A 15,809-nucleotide genomic window follows, 5' to 3' on the forward strand; every position below is an offset into this window, starting at 1 on the left:
TCGTGTCGGGCGAGTCCACAGCGCCTTCTCGGCGCTGGTGGGTGGTGGCGCTGGTTCTGCTCGGCATCGCCGCGCTCGCCTTCGCCGTCGGTCGCTTCTCGACGTTCGGCGCGCAGTCGACGATCACGGCGCCGGGCACAGCCTCCCCGGAGGCGGGATTCTCGCGCGACATGCAGGTGCATCACGCACAGGCTGTCGAGATGGCCATGGAGATCTACCGCAAGACCGACGACGAGCAGCTGCGGGTGCTCTCGTACGACATCGCGACAGGTCAAGCCGGTCAGCGCGGTGAGATGTACGACTGGCTCGTGAAGTGGGGACTGTCGCAGACCGGCGGACCGATGATGCAGTGGATGGACGCGTCCGAGGCCGGACACGCCCATGGCGCGACCGCCGGTGGCGAGGCGATGACCGACGAGGAGGCCCGTGTGGCGATGGGCATGGCGTCGGCCGCCGAGATCGCCGCGCTCCAGGACGCTTCCGGGCAGGAGGCCGACTGCCTCTTCCTCGCGCTCATGATCCGTCACCACGAGGGGGCGATCCCCATGGCGGAGGCGCTCCTCGAGCTCGGCTCCGATCCGCGTGCCCTCCAGGTCGCCCAGAGCATCAAGGACGGCCAGTCGGCCGAGATCGCGGCGATGCAGTCGATGCAGGCCCGCCTCGGCTGCTCCGCCTGACCCGAGAGATCCGCTGATCGGACCCAGCCGGAGAGCCTGCTGATCGGATGCCGGGGCTCGGCGCATCGCTGAGCCCCGGCATCCGTTCGTCAGCCCTTCGTCGCGCCCGCCATCAGGCCTCTCACGAAGAACCTCTGCAGTGAGAGGAAAACGACGAGCGGCACGAAGAGGACCAGGAACGCGCCCGCCGACACCAGGAACCACTGGTCGCCCCACGACCCGGAAAGCGAGTTGAGCGTCTGCGTCATCGGCAGCGACGACGACGGAGCGAAGATCGTCGCGACCAGCAGGTCGTTCCACACCCAGACGAACTGGAGGATCGCGAACGACGCGAGCGCCGGCGTCGCCAGCGGCAGAATGATCCGGAAGAAGATCTGCCCGTGCCCGGCACCGTCCACGCGCGCCGCCTCGATCACGTCCGAGGGGATCTCGGCGATGAAGTTGTAGAGCAGGAAGATCGCCAGCGGCAGGCCGAACATCACGTGCGCGATCCACATCGTCGCGAAGCTGTGATCGACCTCCCGCATCTCCAGGCCCGGGAAGATCGCGACATCGCCGAACTCGAGTCCGCGTGAGAACAGGCCCAGCAACGGCACCAGCGCCATCTGGATCGGCACGATCTGCAGCGCGAAGACGGCGACGAACAGCATCCCGCGGCCCTTGAAGTCCATCCACGCGAACGCGTAGGCGGCCAGTGACGCGATCGCGAGCGCGAAGACCGTGACGGGGATCGTGATCGCGAGCGAGTTCAGGAAGGACTCGCCGAGCGTCAGTGCGGTGCCGCCCGAGGTGAGGGCATCCTCGTAGTTCCCCAGCGTGAAGTCGGGGTTCGTGAAGACCGTCCACCACCCCGATGTCGCCGAATCCGCCCCAGGACGGAAGGACGTGATCAGCAGCCCGAGTGTCGGGATCGTCCACAGGAACGCGATCGCGATGGCGATCACCGTCGCCACGGGCGACGTCAGCCGCTTCTGCGCCTGGGCCTCGTTGCGGCGGGTCTCGCGCGCGATCCTGCGCGCGGCGGCCCTGTCGATCTGCGTGGTCGCCTTGGAGTCGACGGCGGTCATCACCGCACCTCCCTCTGCCTACGGAGCTGTCGGACGTTGTAGATGATCAGCGGTGTGACGAAGACGAAGATGAGCACGGCCAGCGCGGCCGCGTGCCCGTAGCTCTGGAACCGCTGCTGCTGGTTGACCATCTCGAAACCCAGCACCGTCGAGTTCGACCGGCCGCCGGTCATCACCGCCACGATGTCGTACAGCTTGAGCGAGGAGATCGTGATCGTCGTCAGCACGATGACGATGGCGGTGCGGATGCCCGGCACGGTCACGTTGACGAAGCGCTGCCACGCCGTCGTGCCGTCGAGCTGAGCGGCCTCCATCTGCTCGGCCGGCACCGCCTTGATCGCGGCCGAGAGCACCACCATCGCGAATCCCGTCTGCGCCCACACGAATGCGAAGAGCAGGCAGAACGTGTTCACGAGGGGCCAGACGTCCAGCCACCGGACCGGCTCACCGCCGAACGCCACGACGAGAGCGTTCAGGATTCCGATCTGCTCCCCCTGCCGGTAGTCGTAGACGAACTTCCAGATCAGGCTGATGCTCACCGGTGCGATCGCGAACGGGATGAACACCAGGATCTTCAGGAACCGGTCGCCGCGCGACCGCTCCATGAAGGCGGCGTATGCGAGGCCCACGACGGTCGCGAAGATGGGGGCGAAGATCGCCCAGATCAGGGTGTTGATGATCGACCAGAAGCCCTGCGGATTCGTGAAGGCCCACTCGTAGTTCTCCAGGCCGACGAAGTTCTCGCCGGTCTTGTCGTAGAACGACTGGATGATCGTCGCGATGCTGGGGTAGATGAGGCCGATCAGGATCAGGATGGCGGCCGGTGCCATGAACAGCGTCAACTGGTAGAGGTAGCCGGCCCCCTCGCGCGCCCGGAGGTCGGCGTAGAAGAGCAGGCCGCCGGCGATGAGTGCGATGAGGAGAACGTAGATGACGGCGTTCTGGTAGGGCCGCAGCATCATGAACGCGAGCACCGGGATCGCGAAGCACGAGATCAGTCGCAGCCAGAAGTAGCCCGCGCCCTTCCGGGGCGCGTACTCGATGAGCAGCAGCAGGATCCCGACGACCACCCCGAAGAGCACGAGGACGATCGGGATCTGCACGATCGGCCCCATATTGCCGATCCATTGGAAGAACGAGTTGAACGAGAACCCCAGCGATGTCGGCCGTGCATCCGGGGCCGGCGGGCTGAGGAACAGGAAGATGACGAGCGCCGCGATCAGGATGAACCCGATCGTCACCACGATGCGCGTCGTCGCGCGCGAGGGCTGTTTCTTCTTCGTCGAGGGCGTCGGGGGTGTGCTCTGCGCCTGATCCGCCGAGGTTGCCGTTTGAGACATGGAGTGCGCCTTCCTCCGTCGTCGTCGACGGATGCCGTCACCCGGGTGCCGGGTCCGCGCGGCGAGCGCGCAGACCCGACATCCGGGTGCGATGCGTCAGTTCTCGTAACCTGCCTGGATGTCGCTGAGGACCTGAGGCGTCGGCTTGCCGTCGATCCAGTCGACCATGCCGCGCCAGAAGGATCCCGACCCGACCGTCGCGGGCATCAGGTCGGATGCGTCGTAGCCGAACACCGTCTCGGGGTCCTGCACGATCGTCATCGCATCGGTCAGGAACTTGCTCGACGCGAGCGACGGGTCGGCACCGGAGTTCGCCGAGATGGCGCCTCCGAGCGACACGCGGGCGTCGGCCCATTCCGGCGTCGACATGTACTCCGCAACGGCCTGTGTCGCTGCGTCGTCCGAGAAGACGGTGACGAACTCGCCTCCGCCGGACACCGAGAACGGCTCACCCTCGAATCCGGGCATGAGGAACGCGTACACGTCGCCGTCCTCGGCGACGTCGGGCGTGGCGCCCTCCGCTGTCTGGACCGCGAGGAAGTTCGCGGTGAGGAACGACGCCTGGTGCGTCAGTGCGCAGGTGCCGTTCGCGACGGCGGCGGCGATCGGGTCTCCGAACGCTGTGGAGTTGATGCTCGCCACATCGCCGAATCCGGCATTGACGTACTGCGGGTCCAGCAGGATCTTCGCGACCTCGTCGAACGCCGACTCGATGTCGGGGTCGGTGAACGGGACGTCGCCGGCCGCCCAGCTGTTGTACACGTCGGCACCGGACTGACGAAGCACGAGGTCTTCGATCCAGTCCGTGCCCGGCCATCCGGACGCGGCTTCGGAGGAGAATCCGGCGCACCACGGCGGCTCGCCGGTCTTCTCCTGGATCGTCGCGGTGAGCTCGAGCAGCTCCTCCCACGTCGTGGGGATCTCCACACCCCACTCCTCGAAGCTCGCCGGAGAGTAGTAGATGTACCCCTTGACGTTCGCCAGCATGGGGGCGGCGTAGAACGTGCCGTCGACCGAGCCGTACTCCTTCCACGACGGAGCCCAGTACTCATCGACGTTGGCGGCGACCTCGTCGGTGCCCGCCTGCACCTCTCCGGTATCGACGAGCGAACGAAACAGACCGGGCTGCGGCACGATCGCGATGTCGGGCGCCGAGCCGCCGGCGACCTTCGTCACGATGTTGCCCTCGAAGCCCTTGTCGCCGGTGTAGACGACTTCGACGCCGGTGTCGGCGGTGAACGCGTCGAACGACTTCTGCAGATTGTCTGCCTCAGAGCCGGTGATGCCGCCCGAGATCTCGACGGTCTCACCCTCGAGCGAGCCGTCGTCGCTGTCGTCGTCGCCTCCGCCTTCGGCGCATCCGGCGAGTGCGAGGGCCGCGATGGTCGCGACTCCCAGGGCGATGTAGCCGCGCCGACCGCGCGATCGCAGTGCAGTCATCTTCTCTGCCTCCTCATTGAGTTCGCGGAGCAACCGTCCTCGGACTCCGCACGTGCGAGATCGGGAACCGATTCCATGCTCACGCTAGGCGATGCGCGGGAGCGGCACAATCGCCCAGGATCACAACTCGATAAACACGGCATCAGCGCTGGCACACGGGCGGGCGACGCGGCACAATAGGCGCTGGAACCGGTTCCAGGATCTCGTGCGACGCCGATGTCCCGCGAGAGCGAGCGGAGGACCCGATGGCGGGGATCGCCGATGTGGCCCGAGCGGCCGGGGTGTCGAAGTCGACGGCCTCGCGAGCGCTCACGGGAGCCGGCTACGTCTCGCCCTCCACTCGCACACGGGTACAGGATGCCGCGGCCGCGCTGGGATACGTCGCCACGACGAGCGCCGTCAGCCTGGTGACCGGCCGGACCCAGACCGTCGGGGTGGTGATGCCGTCGCTCGACCGCTGGTTCTTCGCCCAGGTGCTCGAGGGCATCCAGGATGCGCTCCTGGACCGCCGCTACGACCTCGCGCTGTACGGCGCTCCCCCGGAGTCGGGTGCACGGCGCGAGATGTTCGGGCACTTCCTCGCGCGCAAGAGGTTCGACGGGCTGATCGCGGTGGGGATCGAGCCGAACGCGCACGAGCTCGAACGCCTGGTCGCCTTCGGCAAGCCGGTGGTGAGCGTCGGCGGCTACGACATCGGCACGAACGCGGTCTCGATCGACGACGAGGCGGCGGGCCGCATCGCAACGGATCATCTCCTCGAGCTCGGACACCGCTCGATCGTCTTCCTCGGCGGCGATCCGGACGGTCGCCACACGAGCTTCGGCGACGGGCGTCGCCATGACGGCTACCGCGCTGCGATGCGCCGGGCGGGACTCGAGGCATCCGCTCGCCACGTGCACTCCGAGGTGACGATGCCCGGCGGCTATGGTGCGGCGGTCGAGCTCCTGAGCGATCGTCGCACCCGGCCGTCCGCGATCGTGGGAGTGTGCGACGAGGTCGCGATCGGGGCGATCATCGCGGCCAGGCGCCTGGGGATCCGCGTTCCCGAGCGCGTGAGCGTGGTCGGCATCGACGATCACGCGCACGCCGACATGTTCTCGCTCACCACACTTCAGCAGCGTCCGCGCCAGCAGGGCCGGGCCGCGGTGCAGCTGCTGATGTGGCAGCTCGACGACCCCGATGCTCCGACGCACCGCATCTACGAGGCGTCACCGCTCGTCATGCGCAACTCCACCGCCGCGATCGATGCCGAGGCCTCGGCGATCATCGGGGTGACGTCGCACGGCGGGTGATGCCGCACGCGTGTCGCGGAGAACGACGAAGGCCCCGGATGCGAGCATCCGGGGCCTTCGAAAGGAAGAGCGAGATTACTTGAGGGTAACCGTCGCGCCGGCCTCTTCGAGAGCGGCCTTGGCCTTCTCGGCGGCTTCCTTGTTGGCGCCTTCGAGGACGGCCTTGGGAGCACCGTCGACGACAGCCTTGGCCTCGCCCAGTCCGAGCGAGGTGAGCTCGCGGACCGTCTTGATGACCTGGATCTTCTTGTCGCCGGCAGCCTCGAGGATGACGTCGAAGGAGTCCTTCTCCTCGACCTCTTCTGCAGCGGCGCCGCCGCCGGCGCCGGCAGCGGCGACGGGAGCAGCAGCGGTGACGTCGAACTTCTCCTCGAACGCCTTCACGAACTCGCTGAGCTCGACGAGGGTGAGGTCGGCGAACTGCTGCAGCAGTTCCTCAGTGGTGAGCTTCGCCATGATGTATCTCCTAGATTGATGGGGTTGTGAGAAAGATCGCCGGTCGCTTACGCGGCCTCGGCGGTCTCCAGCTTTTCGCGAAGCGCGTCGATGGTCGCGGCAGCCTTGCCCATCGTCGCCTTCATCATGCCCGCAGCCTTCGCCAGCAGAACCTCACGGCTCTCGAGCGAGGCGTACTTGTTGACCTCGTCGGCGCTGAGGGAGTTGCCCTCGAAAACGCCGCCCTTGATCACGAGAAGCGGGTTGGCCTTGGCGAAGTCACGCAGAGCCTTCGCAGTGGCGACGAAGTCGCCGTGCACGAAAGCGATGGCCGACGGACCCTTGAGGTCCTCGTCCAACGCAGAGATCCCCGCGTTGTTCGCGGCGATCTTGGTCAGCGTGTTCTTCACCACGGCGTATTCCGCGTCCTGACGGATGCTGTTGCGCAGCTGCTTGAGCTGGGCAACCGTCAGACCGCGGTACTCGGTCAGCAGAACGGCGTTCGAGTTCTCGAAGTTCTTCGTGAGCTCGGCGACCGATGCATCCTTCTGCGCCATGGTCACTCCTTGTGTGTATGAGACGCTCCGCGATGGCGGGGCGCCGGCCTCGGCATCCGCTCATCTGCTCGACACGGCAAACAAAAAAGCTCCGGCGCAAGCGCACGGAGCTGGATTCCCGAATCCGGAAGAATCTTTCGTGACACCTGCGCGGGCCCCTGCGATGCAGTGCTTCGATCCCGTGCGCTTGCGCGCACGTCGATGACCGGCGGTCTTTGGCTTCGACAAGAGTACGTGATGCCCGGCGTCCAGCCAAATCGAGGGGAGTCATCCGCACCCGTTGCGCGCGGCGTCGCCCTGGTACAGGCTCGCATCAAGCCTACCCAGGACGAAGTCGCGCGACGATGCCGTCGGGCGACGGAGAGGACGACGATGTCTGCGAACAGGGCTGTTGCCTACAAGGGTCCGGGAGAGGTCGAGGTCATCGACACCGACTACCCCGAGTTCGAGCTGAAGGACGGCCCCGGGGTCAACCCGGCGAACGTGGGCAGACAGGTGCCGCACGGCGCGATCCTGCGGACAGTCAGCACGAACATCTGCGGCTCGGACCAGCACATGGTGCGAGGGCGCACGACCGCCCCCGCGGGACTCGTGCTCGGACACGAGATCACCGGCGAGGTGGTCGAGGTGGGACCCGATGTCGAGTTCATCGCCGTCGGCGACATCGTGTCGGTCCCGTTCAACATCGCGTGCGGTCGATGCCGCAACTGCAAGGAGGGAAAGACCGGGATCTGTCTGAACGTCAATCCCGACCGCCCCGGCAGCGCCTACGGCTATGTCGACATGGGCGGCTGGGTGGGCGGCCAGGCCGAGTACGTACTGGTTCCCTATGCGGACTGGAACCTGTTGAAGTTCCCCGACCGCGACCAGGCGCTCGAGAAGATCCTCGACCTCACGATGCTCTCCGACATCTTCCCCACCGGGTTCCACGGCGCCTACACCGCCGGCGTGCGTCCGGGCTCGACGGTGTACATCGCCGGAGCCGGTCCCGTCGGACTCGCCGCGGCCGTCGGCGCGCAGCTGCTGGGAGCCGCCGTCGTGATCGTCGGCGATCTCAACGAGGAGCGCCTGGCCCAGGCGCGATCCTTCGGCTGCGAGACCGTCGACGTCTCTCAGGGCGACCCGCAGGACCAGATCGAGCAGATCCTGGGCGTGCCCGAAGTCGACTGCGGCGTGGACGCGGTCGGCTTCGAAGCGCGCGGGCACGGAGCGGATGCCTCGCACGAGGCCCCTGCCACGGTGCTCAACTCCCTCATGAGCCTCACCGCCGCCGGCGGCGCGCTCGGCATCCCGGGGCTGTACGTCACCGGCGACCCGGGCGGCGTCGACGAAGCAGCCAAGACGGGCTCCCTGTCGCTGCGGCTGGGCCTCGGCTGGGCGAAGTCGCTGTCGTTCACGACCGGCCAATGCCCGGTGATGCGCTACAACCGGCAGCTGATGATGGCGATCCTGCACGACAAGGTGCAGATCGCGCGCGCCGTCCACGCCACGCCGATCTCGCTCGAAGACGCCCCCCAGGGCTATGCCGACTTCGACAAGGGCGCCGCGAAGAAGTACGTGCTCAACCCGAACGGCTACATCACCGCGTGACGACCGGATGCCGCAGCCCGCGGCATCCGTCGGGCTGTCGATGCCCGTCGTCCTCCTGCGTCGCATGTCCATCACGAAAGGAACCGTCATGTCCGTCACCCTCGAAGATGCCCGCCGGGTCATCGCCGCCGCCGAGAAGCGAGCCGATGAGATCGGCCAGCCCATGAACATCGCCGTCGTCGACAGCGGGGGCAATCTCGTCGCACACGTCCGGCAGGACGGCGCGTGGATCGGGAGCGTCAACATCTCGATCAACAAGGCGTGGACGTCCAAGGCCTTCGACATCCAGACGAAGGATCTCGGCGACAACGCCCAGCCGAACCAGCAGTTCTACGGCATCCATGCCACGAACGGGGGCAAGGTCGCCATCTTCGCCGGCGGCGTGCCGCTCTCGCGCGACGGCGTCGTCGTCGGCGCGGTCGGTGTCAGCGGCGGCTCGGGCGAGCAGGACCAGACCGTCGCCGAAGCCGGCGCCGACGCGTTCTGAGCGCTGCCTCTCCCGGCGATCAGGCCGGGCCGCGCCACGGACAGAGGTCGACCTTGTGTCCGTCGGCATCGGCGAGGGTCCACCACTTCGGCGCGTGACTGTCATCGGCGATCATGCCGCCGGCGGCGAGCGCCGCCTCCAGACGCTGCTCGATCACATCGCGCGGTGCGTTGACGTCGAGATGCGACTTGCCGCGCAGCGGACGATCGACCGGCTGGAACCAGATCAGCGGACCTCGCCCGTCGGCGTCCAGCAGGGTGCCCTCGGCGACCTCGTCGAACCCGGTCACCGCCTTCCAGAACGGCAGCAGGGTGTCTGGGTCCGGCGTCGAGATCGCGAGCATGAGCTCCTGCATCCGCTCGGTCTCGGCAGGGATGTCGAGCTCGCGTGCCGCCTCCGAGATCCGGGAGGCCATCGCGGCATCCTTCGCCGTCAAGCCTCCGGCCGAGTGCGTGACGAGCCGCACGCGCACCGTGGCGTAGCGGACATCGACGTCGGGATGGTGGCCTGCCGCGTCGGCGAGCTCGGCGATCGCCCCGAACAGCTGCGCGCCCGTTGCGAAGCTGCCGGTGCGAAACACCGCGAGCGCACCCGTCGCGCGCGGGCGCCAGTCCTCGACACCCGGGAACGCGCGGAACTCCTTCGTCGTGATGGTGTCCATGCACTCGACGATGCCACTGCAGCCGGTGAGCGCAACCCCCTTCCGCGCGGACGCCCGGCGCACTCACGAGACCTTTCTCCCCCTCTCCCCTCGCACCCGCCTTCGTGTGCCTCACCGAGACCGCTCCCTCTCACCCACTTCATGTGCTCTCACCGAGACCACATGGCCCGATCGATCACGAGATGTGCATTCGGTGAGAGCACATGAAGTTTGACGATCCGAACGACGTGTAGGCCGGGCACGAGTCCATGGAACGAGGTCGTCGCCTCGGGCTCGAAGGCGGATGGGCGCTGGATGCCGGCGGTCACCGTCCCGGCAGAGTCACCCCGAACGCAGCGAGCCTCGATGCCAACGCGGCCGCCGTGCGGATGTGCGGGCTCCCGACTCGAACGAAACGCCACTGCGTCGTGCCGCGAATCCAATCCTCACGGCGCTTCTCATCGAGCATCACCTGCTCGATCGTCCGGCCTGTGCGCATCGCCGCGTCGAGATACTTGCCGACGCCGTCGTACTCGAAGAACGTGCGTGCATCTTCGATACCGATGTCGACGCGATACTCCTCACCGCTCGGACCGCGCGCCGGCACCTGCGGCAGCAGGTGCCGGAAGCCGAGTCTTGAAAGCTGCAGACGACCGACGCTCTCGCCCGGCAGGTCAGCCCGCCCATCGGCGAAGGTGATCGTCTCGATCGCCTGACGGATTCCGCGCTTTCCTGCCGCACGCGCGCACCGATCGAGCATCCGTTGCCTCCACTCCTCCGCGCCATCGATATCGTAGGTATCCCCGCGCATCGCAGTCTGGCGGAGGCCTGCATCCGCCACCGCGACCGCGGCCTCGGGACCGAGCGTGCGCACAAGGTCGAAGATGGTCCGCTCGGCGGTCGTGCAACGCACGCCGAAGAGCGTCGCGATATCGGCATCCGCAAGCGCCTCGGCATGTCGCCGCAGACCTGGGCGGCTTGACATGCGCTCGCGCGGAGACATGCTCATATGAACCGCGACGGGCATATGCCGGTACAGCGGGAAGTCCCAGAGCACACCGGCCGAGTCGTATGACGCTGTGCCTCCACCGTCCCTCATCTCGCCGAGGGCAGCACTCACCTCGATGCGATGACGCGACTCTGGCCAGAGTCCACTCCACAGCTCGTCGCGCACGTAGCGGTTTCGCTGCAGCCTCCGCAGCTCGCCCGCGTCGACCGCCCTCGCGATATCTCGCGGGAGCAGCCCTGAGCCGAGCAGTTGGGCCCGAGTGCTGACGGCCTGCTGCGCCTCGATGAACGTGATGTGACGCGACATGCATGCCAGCGTCGCGGACATGTGCGCTCGGCACCGAGCTGTCGGGGCGATCTGGGGAGAGCCACGCGATTCGGCAGTTCCCGCCGACCCGTGGAGGAGCGGATGACTCGACGGGAACCGTGCGACGGAGATGCGCACCCGTCCACATCCGTACCCCGCCCGTCCCGCCACCGAACAGGTAGTCACCGCGACCGCATGCAGATACGGATGCGGATGCAAGTACGGGGCCGGGCTCCAGGGGCTCGCGCGCGACCACGAGCCACGCACGTTCGCTTCATGTGCTGTCGTCGAGAACACGCGATCGGCGCGCATACAACGTGTTCGTTCGGTGAGTGCGCATGAAGTGAACAGGCTTGAGAACAGGAAGGTGCGTGAGTGCCACGAAGCCCCCACGAGCACGGCGGCTCGCACAACTCGGGCTTGGACCGCGCAGGGCGGTTCGCTCGGTGCGTCGCGAACGGCGGATGTCGCGGTGGCGGCGTAGCCTCGAAGGGTGATCCTCGAACCCGCGACAGCCCGCTCGTCGGAGTTCGCGACGCGGGCGCCGGAGCTGGCAGCACGGGTGGTCGCGGACTCCCGCGACCGGGTGGCCTGGGTGCGCGCGCGCTCGCGCGGGATCACCGCGACGGATGTCGCGACGCTGACCTCGGAGCGCTCGATCGCGCGTGCGGCGGACGCCAAGCTGATGGGCTCGGGCTTCTCGGGCAACGCCTTCACGGCGCACGGGCGAGCCCGCGAGCCCGAGATCGCCGCGTGGGTGGCCGCCACCCACGGCATCCAGCCCTCGTCCGCCCTCTTCCACGCCGTGGTCGAGAAGCGCCATCTCGCCACCCCGGACGGGATCGCCGTGGACACGGCCGGACGCGTCACGCTCGCCGAGATCAAGACGACGAACAAGGCATGGCGCAGCGTCCCGCGCACGTACCTCCGGCAGGTGTGGTGGCAGCAGCACGTGCTCGGCGCGGAGCGCACGCTCGTCGCATGGGAGCAGCACGACGATTTCGTCCCCATCGGCGACGAGCCCCGATGCGTGTGGATCGACCGCGACCAGACCGAGATCGACAAGCTCGTGCATCTCGCGACCGCGCTCATCGACGAGCTGTACCGTCGCACCACCGGGCGTGAGGTCCCGCCTCGCACGGACGAGCGGATGCCGCAGCCTCCGGCATCCCGTCAGCCTTATCGCGCCCTCGCCCTCGCCCTCGCCGACTGACGTCACGTGCGCGCCGCCTCGGGGCGAGGCATGCGTCCGCATGCCCGCTCGCGGAGTGAACCCCCGGGAATAGTTGACGCATGTCAACCATTAGGTATATAGTTGACTCCGCTCAACTGTTGACCTTCGTCAACCACTTTCTCTCGCGCCACCGTCGCCGCGCCCTCCTGAATCCTTAAGGACACACATGGCCAGGTCCACTGCGGCGAAGCCCGTCGCCACCCCCGAACAACAGCTTCAGCACCGTCGCGTGCTGCGCGCGCTCAGCGGCCTCCTGCTCGGCATGTTCGTCTCGATGCTCGCGTCGACCGTCGTCTCGACCTCGCTGCCCGTCATCGTCCACGACCTCGACGGCGACCAGGCTGCCTTCACATGGGTCATCACCGCGACCCTGCTCACCACCGCGATCTCCACCCCGATCTGGGGCAAGCTCGCGGACCTGTTCAACCGCAAGCTGCTCATCCAGCTCGCGATCGTGATCTTCGTGCTCGCCACCGCGGCCGCCGGCTTCTCGCAGAGCCCGGAGATGCTCATCGCCTTCCGCGCTGTGCAGGGCATCGGCGCGGGCGGTCTCGCCGCCCTCAGCCAGGTCATCATGGCCGACATCATCAGCCCGCGAGAGCGCGGCCGGTACATGGGCCTGTTCGGTGCGGTCATGGCCGTCGCCACGGTCGGCGGGCCCCTCCTCGGCGGCGTCATCACCGACGCGCTGGGCTGGCGCTGGAACTTCTTCGTCGCGATCCCCGTCGCCGTCGTCGCGCTGATCATCATGCAGCGGACGCTGCATCTGCCGGCACGCCCGAAGCAGAAGGCACGCATCGACTACCTCGGAATCGTCCTGCTTTCGGTGTCGGTGTCGCTCCTGCTGATCTGGGTCAGCCTCGCCGGCAGCTCCTTCGACTGGTGGAGCCTCGAGACGATCCTCATGGTCGGCGGCGCACTGCTGGGCATCGTGCTGTTCGTCATCACCGAGCTGCGCTCGAAGGAGCCGCTCGTCCCCCTCACGATGTTCAAGAACCGCACGTTCACCCTTGCGGTGATCGCCTCGATCGCCACCGGCATCGCGATGTTCGGCACCTCGGTGTTCCTCAGCCAGTACATGCAGATGGCCCGCGGCGCGACCCCGACCGAAGCCGGCATCATGACGATCCCGATGATCGGCGGGCTGCTGCTCTCGTCCATCGTCATCGGCGGTCTGATCACGCGCTACGGGCGTTGGAAGCCGTTCCTCATCCTGGGCGGCGTGCTGCTCATCGCCGGCTCCGTCATGCTGTCGACGATCCACTACGACACCAACTTCGCGCTGGTCTCGCTCTACATGTTCCTGCTCGGCGCGGGCGTCGGCATGACCATGCAGAACCTCGTCCTCATCGTGCAGAACACCGCGAAGCCGTCCGAGATGGGCGTCGCGAGCTCGGGAGTCACCTTCTTCCGCAGCCTCGGCGGCACGATCGGAGTATCCGTCATGGGCGCCGCCCTCGCGACCTCCGCAACGAACCTGTTCGTGGATCGCCAGGCCGACATCGCAGCAGCACTCGCCGCGCTCGGCGAAAAGGGCGCCGCACTGGGCGCACAGCTGCAGTCCGGCACGCTTCCGCAGGTGTCGACCCTCCCGGACGGCATCCGCGTGATCATCGAGGACATCTACGCGCAGGCCATCGCGCAGTCGTTCCTGATCGCGGTGCCCGTCGCCGTGATCAGCCTCATCGCGATCATCTTCCTGCCGAACGTGCCGCTCACCCGCATGACCACGAGCGAGCGCGTCGCCGCGAGCGAGGCCGACTTCGCGACGGTCTCGACCGCCGAGGGCATGAGCGCCCTGTCGGCGACCGGGACGGTGCCGACGGCGCTCGACGAGCGGGCCGACGAGGCTGGCCCCCGCCTGTCAGAGGCTCCGCTCGACGAGCGGGCCGACGAGGCATCCGTCACTCGGCGCTAATGTCGATCACGATGATCTCCGACGACACCCGAGAGGCGCGCACCGAGGCGGTGCGCGCCCTCGAGTCGGAGTTCGGCGAACTGATCAACCGCTTCCGGCGGATCATCACCGAGAACGCCAACCGTGTGAGCCCGGGCATGCTGCCCGGCGCCTACAAGGTGTTCACGACGATCGTCCGCCGCGAGCGGGTCACCCTGTCGGCGCTCGCCGAGACGCTGATGTCCGACAAGGGTCAGATCAGCCGCACGGTCCGCGAGCTCGAGCAGCTGGGTCTCATCGAGCGCACGCCCGATCCCGAAGACGGTCGATCCAGCCTGCTGTCGCCGACGCCGCTGGGCCTGGAGCGGCTCACCCAGGCGCGCATGCCGCAGGAGGATGCGCTGCTGCGAGCCCTCGAGGAATGGCCGGTCGACGACATCCGCAATCTCTCGCGTCTGCTGCACGCACTGACGGCGGGCGTGGCGCCGATCGACTGACACCAGCGCCACCGCTGATCGCCGTTCAGAGCACGATGTAGTCGTACTCCTGGAATTGCGCGACCTCGCGCGTCCATCGCTCCGCGACGAAGGCCACGTGAACCGGGTGCTCGTCGTATGCCCGATAAGCGGATTCGTCGACGAACGCCATCGAGAAGCGGTGGGTGAGATCGCTCTTCGCGCTCACCTGGCGCGCGATCTCGAAATCCGCCACCCCGGGGATGCCGCCGAGAGCGGTACGCGCGTCCGCGAAGAACTTCTGCTCTGCTGCGGATCCCGGGGCGTGGATCAGACGGAAGACGACGGTGTGCTGGATCGGCATGCTGTTCCTCACTGGTTGCCGAACGCCGCGTCGAAGGGTGCGTCGGGCGCCTTCCACAGCAGCGAGCGGATGAAATCGATCGCCTCGGCGGCACCGTGCAGGCGGCTCATCCCGGCATCCTCCCACTCCACCGAGATCGGACCGGTGTAGCCGATCGCGTCCAGAGCCCGGAACGAGTCCTCCCAGGGCACGTCGCCGTGCCCGGTGGAGACGAAGTCCCATCCGCGACGCGGATCGCCCCATTGCAGATGGGAGCCCAGCACGCCCGCGCGACCGTTGCGCGGGCGCAATCGGGTGTCCTTGCAGTCGACGTGGTAGATGCGGTCCCGGAAGTCCCAGATGAAGCCCACCGGGTCTATGTTCTGCCACATCATGTGCGACGGGTCCCAGTTGAATCCGAACGCCTCGCGGTGCCCGATCGCCTCCAGCGTGCGCACCGAGGTCCAGTAGTCGTAGGCGATCTCGCCCGGATGCACCTCATGTGCGAATCGCACACCCTCGGCATCGAAGACGTCGAGGATCGGATTCCAGCGTGCGGCGAAGTCGTCGAAACCCCGCTCGATCACCGATGCGGGAACCGGGGGGAACATCGCCACGTACGGCCAGATCGACGAACCCGTGAAGCCGACCACGGTGTCGACGCCGAGCTTGCGCGCCACGCGCGCCGAGCGCTTCATGTCCTCCGCGGCCCGCTGCCGCACCCCTTCGGCGTCGCCGTCACCCCACACGTAGTCCCGCAGGATCGCCTGGTGGCGGAAGTCGATCGGCGCATCGCACACCGCTTGTCCGGCGAGATGGTGAGAGATCGCGAACACCCGCAGGCCGTGGCGGTTGAGGATCTCGCGTCGCGAAGCGACATAGTCGTCATCCTCGTCGGCGCGCTTCACATCGAGGTGGTCGCCGGAAGCCGCGATCTCGAGCCCGTCGTATCCCCAGGACGCCGCCAGCCGGGCGACCTCCTCGAAAGGCAGATCCGCCCACTGACCGGTGAACAACGTGACCGGGTGCTCGGCCATGCG

The 15,809-nt window shown here is 67.5% G+C and carries 16 protein-coding genes; 7 read left to right on the forward strand and 9 right to left on the reverse strand.

The genetic code is table 11. The features are described 5' to 3' along the window. Nucleotides 1-2: 2 nt before the first annotated feature. Nucleotides 3-677 (forward strand): DUF305 domain-containing protein, encoded by a 675-nt coding sequence (locus tag KEC57_RS03155; protein ID WP_372456939.1) that lies wholly within the window; start codon nt 3-5, stop codon nt 675-677. 89 nt (nt 678-766) lie between these two features. On the opposite strand, the gene KEC57_RS03160 is transcribed toward KEC57_RS03155, so the two are convergent. The 3 genes from KEC57_RS03160 to KEC57_RS03170 all read right to left on the reverse strand — a co-directional run bounded on the left by KEC57_RS03160 (nt 767) and on the right by KEC57_RS03170 (nt 4,524). Next, nucleotides 767-1,744, reverse strand: a complete 978-nt coding sequence (locus KEC57_RS03160; protein ID WP_229383047.1) for a carbohydrate ABC transporter permease — start codon at nt 1,742-1,744, stop codon at nt 767-769. Beyond that, on the reverse strand, nt 1,744-3,084 hold the full coding sequence (locus KEC57_RS03165; protein ID WP_229383048.1) for a carbohydrate ABC transporter permease: 1,341 nt from the start codon (nt 3,082-3,084) through the stop codon (nt 1,744-1,746). Before KEC57_RS03165 ends, KEC57_RS03160 begins: the two co-directional genes overlap by 1 nt. Before the next feature lie 96 nt (nt 3,085-3,180). Further along, nucleotides 3,181-4,524 (reverse strand): ABC transporter substrate-binding protein, encoded by a 1,344-nt coding sequence (locus tag KEC57_RS03170; protein WP_229383049.1) that lies wholly within the window; start codon nt 4,522-4,524, stop codon nt 3,181-3,183. A gap of 245 nt (nt 4,525-4,769) precedes the next feature. Between KEC57_RS03170 and KEC57_RS03175 the strand changes: the two genes are divergently transcribed. Further along, complete coding sequence (locus tag KEC57_RS03175) at nt 4,770-5,816, forward strand: LacI family DNA-binding transcriptional regulator (RefSeq protein WP_229383050.1); 1,047 nt, start codon at nt 4,770-4,772, stop codon at nt 5,814-5,816. 75 nt (nt 5,817-5,891) lie between these two features. On the opposite strand, the gene rplL is transcribed toward KEC57_RS03175, so the two are convergent. Both rplL and rplJ read right to left on the reverse strand, forming a co-directional pair. Continuing rightward, the gene (rplL, locus tag KEC57_RS03180; protein ID WP_229383051.1) at nt 5,892-6,272 is read right to left on the reverse strand and encodes a 50S ribosomal protein L7/L12; all 381 of its coding nucleotides are present in this window, start codon (nt 6,270-6,272) and stop codon (nt 5,892-5,894) included. Between the two features lie 47 nt (nt 6,273-6,319). Then, on the reverse strand, nt 6,320-6,808 hold the full coding sequence (rplJ, locus tag KEC57_RS03185) for a 50S ribosomal protein L10 (protein ID WP_229383052.1): 489 nt from the start codon (nt 6,806-6,808) through the stop codon (nt 6,320-6,322). A gap of 372 nt (nt 6,809-7,180) precedes the next feature. Between rplJ and fdhA the strand changes: the two genes are divergently transcribed. Together fdhA and KEC57_RS03195 are read left to right on the forward strand one after the other, a co-directional pair. Then, entirely contained in the window at nt 7,181-8,398 is a 1,218-nt protein-coding gene (gene fdhA / locus KEC57_RS03190; protein WP_229383054.1) for a formaldehyde dehydrogenase, glutathione-independent, read from the forward strand. An 88-nt stretch (nt 8,399-8,486) separates the two neighbouring features. After that, nucleotides 8,487-8,885, forward strand: a complete 399-nt coding sequence (locus KEC57_RS03195) for a GlcG/HbpS family heme-binding protein (RefSeq protein ID WP_229383056.1) — start codon at nt 8,487-8,489, stop codon at nt 8,883-8,885. A gap of 19 nt (nt 8,886-8,904) precedes the next feature. On the opposite strand, the gene KEC57_RS03200 is transcribed toward KEC57_RS03195, so the two are convergent. Both KEC57_RS03200 and KEC57_RS03205 read right to left on the reverse strand, forming a co-directional pair. Beyond that, on the reverse strand, nt 8,905-9,546 hold the full coding sequence (locus KEC57_RS03200) for a 4a-hydroxytetrahydrobiopterin dehydratase (protein ID WP_229383061.1): 642 nt from the start codon (nt 9,544-9,546) through the stop codon (nt 8,905-8,907). Between the two features lie 304 nt (nt 9,547-9,850). Continuing rightward, nucleotides 9,851-10,840: a hypothetical protein gene (locus KEC57_RS03205; protein ID WP_229383062.1), complete on the reverse strand. Its 990-nt coding sequence runs from the start codon at nt 10,838-10,840 to the stop codon at nt 9,851-9,853. A gap of 493 nt (nt 10,841-11,333) precedes the next feature. Here KEC57_RS03205 and KEC57_RS03210 point away from each other — a divergent pair, with 493 nt between their 5' ends. The 3 genes from KEC57_RS03210 to KEC57_RS03220 all read left to right on the forward strand — a co-directional run bounded on the left by KEC57_RS03210 (nt 11,334) and on the right by KEC57_RS03220 (nt 14,468). Further along, complete coding sequence (locus tag KEC57_RS03210) at nt 11,334-12,053, forward strand: YqaJ viral recombinase family protein (RefSeq protein ID WP_372456940.1); 720 nt, start codon at nt 11,334-11,336, stop codon at nt 12,051-12,053. A gap of 187 nt (nt 12,054-12,240) precedes the next feature. Continuing rightward, nucleotides 12,241-13,992, forward strand: a complete 1,752-nt coding sequence (locus tag KEC57_RS03215) for an MDR family MFS transporter (RefSeq protein WP_229383063.1) — start codon at nt 12,241-12,243, stop codon at nt 13,990-13,992. Between the two features lie 11 nt (nt 13,993-14,003). Then, a complete protein-coding gene (locus KEC57_RS03220) occupies nt 14,004-14,468 on the forward strand; it encodes a MarR family winged helix-turn-helix transcriptional regulator (protein WP_229383065.1) in 465 nt (154 codons plus the stop codon). Nucleotides 14,469-14,493: 25 nt separating this feature from the next. On the opposite strand, the gene KEC57_RS03225 is transcribed toward KEC57_RS03220, so the two are convergent. Both KEC57_RS03225 and KEC57_RS03230 read right to left on the reverse strand, forming a co-directional pair. After that, on the reverse strand, nt 14,494-14,790 hold the full coding sequence (locus KEC57_RS03225; protein WP_229383067.1) for a Dabb family protein: 297 nt from the start codon (nt 14,788-14,790) through the stop codon (nt 14,494-14,496). 8 nt (nt 14,791-14,798) lie between these two features. Next, nucleotides 14,799-15,806 (reverse strand): sugar phosphate isomerase/epimerase family protein, encoded by a 1,008-nt coding sequence (locus tag KEC57_RS03230; RefSeq protein WP_229383068.1) that lies wholly within the window; start codon nt 15,804-15,806, stop codon nt 14,799-14,801. Between the last annotated feature and the right edge of the window lie 3 nt (nt 15,807-15,809).

It is taken from the genome of Microbacterium allomyrinae (genome assembly GCF_020682705.1).
Classification (GTDB): domain Bacteria; phylum Actinomycetota; class Actinomycetes; order Actinomycetales; family Microbacteriaceae; genus Microbacterium; species Microbacterium allomyrinae.